Annotated in this window: 1 protein-coding gene; it reads left to right on the top strand. The window is 48.5% G+C overall.

Annotated features, from left to right (window positions below; translation table 11 throughout):
• Positions 1–582: 582 nt before the first annotated feature.
• Positions 583–2,940, top strand: coding sequence for a YgiQ family radical SAM protein (locus tag MHN01_RS21395; protein WP_239413332.1), 2,358 nt, complete (start codon positions 583–585; stop codon positions 2,938–2,940).
• Positions 2,941–3,300 lie beyond the last annotated feature (360 nt).

Genomic DNA, 3,300 nt, shown 5'->3' with positions numbered 1-3,300 from the left:
TGAGCTTTCAAGCAAACTCACTTCACGAGTAAGTTTGCTTGAACAGATTTCGATAATAGTCGAAAAAGCATGAAGTGTACGATAGAACTTCATTATTGAAGTGGGCAACTCGGATGCCTAACAGTATATTCTTCGACCCCAGTTCATATTCCTTCCGGATATCCGAAATATACGAAGAATATTAACGAAATGAATTCGCCTATCTCACCACCCGCAACCGATTGCCATACACATATCCCTATCGAATAGTTAAATATGAAACCATATGAAACACAAAGTGTAAATAGGTTATCCGTCATCTTAGCCTAGAAAACCTGTCAACTTTCTGCTTTGCCTTGAGCAGCTAACCATTTATATCCTGGGTATATCACGTCATCATAGGTTGCCATGACACGTTCTAAGATGGTTCAGGATTGACATCATCTTTTGGACAAACAAACAACGAAATCCATCAGATTCAGACTAAGATTAACCCACATCTTTTTTATGCCCTCTTGGTGAGCCAAACCCAGAGAATATCAGGGCTAGCCAGTTATTTACCAAGCGGCTATAATTCCCGCCTTCAAAGATTGAGGCCAATGTATGCACACTGATGTAACACCAATAAATAGCTATCCTAAATACTGGGCGGAATGCTACGGTACAGCACCGTTTCTGCCGACAACCCGTGCGGAGATGGACGCACTCGGCTGGGATAGCTGCGACATTATTATCGTTACCGGTGATGCCTATGTTGACCACCCAAGCTTTGGTATGGCGGTAATTGGCCGCTTGCTAGAATCGCAAGGCTTCCGAGTCGGCATCATCGCCCAGCCCGAGTGGAACAACAAAGACGCTTTCATGTCGCTGGGCAAACCGAATCTGTTTTTCGGCATTACGGCTGGTAACATGGATTCAATGATCAACCGCTATACGGCAGATCGCAAACTGCGTCATGATGATGCGTATACGCCGAACAACGAAGGCGGAAAGCGACCTGATCGCGCTGTGTTGGTCTATTCTCAGCGCTGCCGTGAAGCATACAAAGAAACGCCTATTGTACTCGGTGGTATTGAAGCCAGCCTGCGTCGCCTATCTCACTATGATTACTGGTCTGACAAAGTCCGTCGCTCTGTTTTATTTGATGCTAAAGGTGACATTCTTCTTTTCGGTAATGCCGAGCGGGCCTTGGTTGAAGTTGCACATCGTCTGGCTGATGGTGAGGATATTGCGACACTGACCAATATCGCCGGTACGGCAGTGATCATGAAAGAGCGGCCTGAAGGCTATAAAGAAATTGATTCCAGCCGCATTGAAAAACCGGGTAAGGCCATGGCGATGCCCAACCCTTATGCAACTGAAGAGAACTGCGAAACCAACAAAGCCGAGAAAAAGGCAGAAGTTGAAGCCAAGCCTGTTCAAATTCAGCCGTCTCGCCATGACTCCAACAGCACGGCTATTCGTCTGCCGTCTTTTGAAAAGCTGCGCAACGACCGTATTCTCTATGCGCACGCCAGCCGGGTTATGCACCTGGAAACTAACCCGTACTCATCGCGAGCTCTGATCCAGAAACACGCTGATCGCGAACTATGGGTGAACAAGCCGCCTATTCCGCTCACAACGGAAGAGATGGACTTTGTATTTGGCTTGCCTTATGCGCGCGTGCCTCACCCTTCCTATGGCAAGGCTAAAATTCCAGCTTATGACATGATCAAAACCAGTGTGAATATCATGCGTGGTTGCTTTGGTGGCTGTTCTTTCTGTTCGATTACCGAGCATGAAGGGCGCATCATCCAAAACCGCTCACACGAGTCTATCATCAGCGAATTGGAAGACATCCGCGATAAAGTACCAGGGTTTACCGGCACCATTTCCGATCTGGGCGGACCAACTGCCAACATGTATCGCCTGGGCTGTTCGGATCCGCGTGCCGAGGCCAACTGTCGTCGTCCTTCTTGTATCTTCCCGGAGATCTGTAAGAAGCTGGATACCGACCACAAGCACACTATCGATCTTTACCGCAAGGCGCGTAATGTTGACGGTATCAAGAAGATCATGATTGCTTCAGGCGTTCGCTATGACTTGGCTATCGAGTCACCGGAGTATATACGCGAGCTGGTTACCCACCACGTTGGTGGTTACCTGAAGATAGCACCAGAGCATACCGAGAAAGGCACACTGGATCTGATGATGAAGCCGGGCATGGGCACCTATGACCGCTTCAAGGAGCTGTTTGAGAAATACAGCAAAGAAGCAGGCAAGAAGCAGTACCTGATCCCGTACTTCATTTCGGCGCACCCGGGTTCGACCGACGAAGACATGCTGAATCTGGCTCTGTGGCTTAAAAAGAATGATTTCCAGTGTGATCAGGTTCAGAACTTCTACCCCTCTCCGATGTGTAACGCAACGGCGATGTACCACTCAGAAACAAACCCGCTCAAGCGTGTTAAGTATAAAAAACGCGAAGATTTATTTGTCGCCAAGGGTGATCGCCAGCGTCGTCTGCACAAAGCACTGTTGCGCTACCATGATCCGCTAAACTGGCCACTGATCCGCGAGGCGCTTGTCTCGATGGGTAAAAAGTACCTGATTGGTGATCGACCAAACTGCCTGGTGCCAGAAGAAGGCAGCGAGGCCGAGATGACGCCGGCACAACGTCGAGGCTCTGGCCGTCACGGTGCAAAACGCTTTGCAACCAAGCACCCAAATCAGCCTGATATACGCAAAGACGGTAAACGTAAGCCGGGGAGCCGCTCTAACGGCAATAACAAAGGCAATCAGAGCCAGCAAGGTAACCGAGGTAAATCAAACGGCAAACCTGCAGGGCAATCTGCTGGAAACCGTAATGGCAACAACTCGGGCCGCCCAAACCGCAACGGTAAACCGACTTCCGGTCAGCGTCAGGGCCAAGGTCAGAGCCAAAACGGCAAACCGAACCGTAGCCGAGCCAAGGCACGCTAACAATCACGACTGCTTTCGCGACCTCTCATAAAATAAAGCCCGCTAATATAGCGGGCTTTATCTTTGCTACTTGTTAATAAGCTAATAAACTAACAGGTTGTTGAAATTGAAGTTTTAATACTTAGTTTCGAATGGCTTCAATCACAGCGAAGTGAGAGACAAGGTGCCTTGCCTACCGTCAATAACTCCGCTTATCGAAATAACTCGATCGCCATAAAAAAAGCAACGGCGCAGCCTATAACGATACCGAGCCCTATCAACATTTTCTTTTGGGCATTTTCATCTAAATATTTGGTTGCCAGAAATGCCAGTAACAGCAGGACAAAGATAACGCCGATTTTCAACATACACTCACCTTCG

This window comes from Photobacterium sp. OFAV2-7 (assembly GCF_022347985.1).
Taxonomy (GTDB): Bacteria; Pseudomonadota; Gammaproteobacteria; order Enterobacterales; family Vibrionaceae; genus Photobacterium.
The sequence above is the reverse complement of the archived record's forward strand: the minus strand, read 5'-3'. Positions and strand labels throughout refer to the sequence as shown.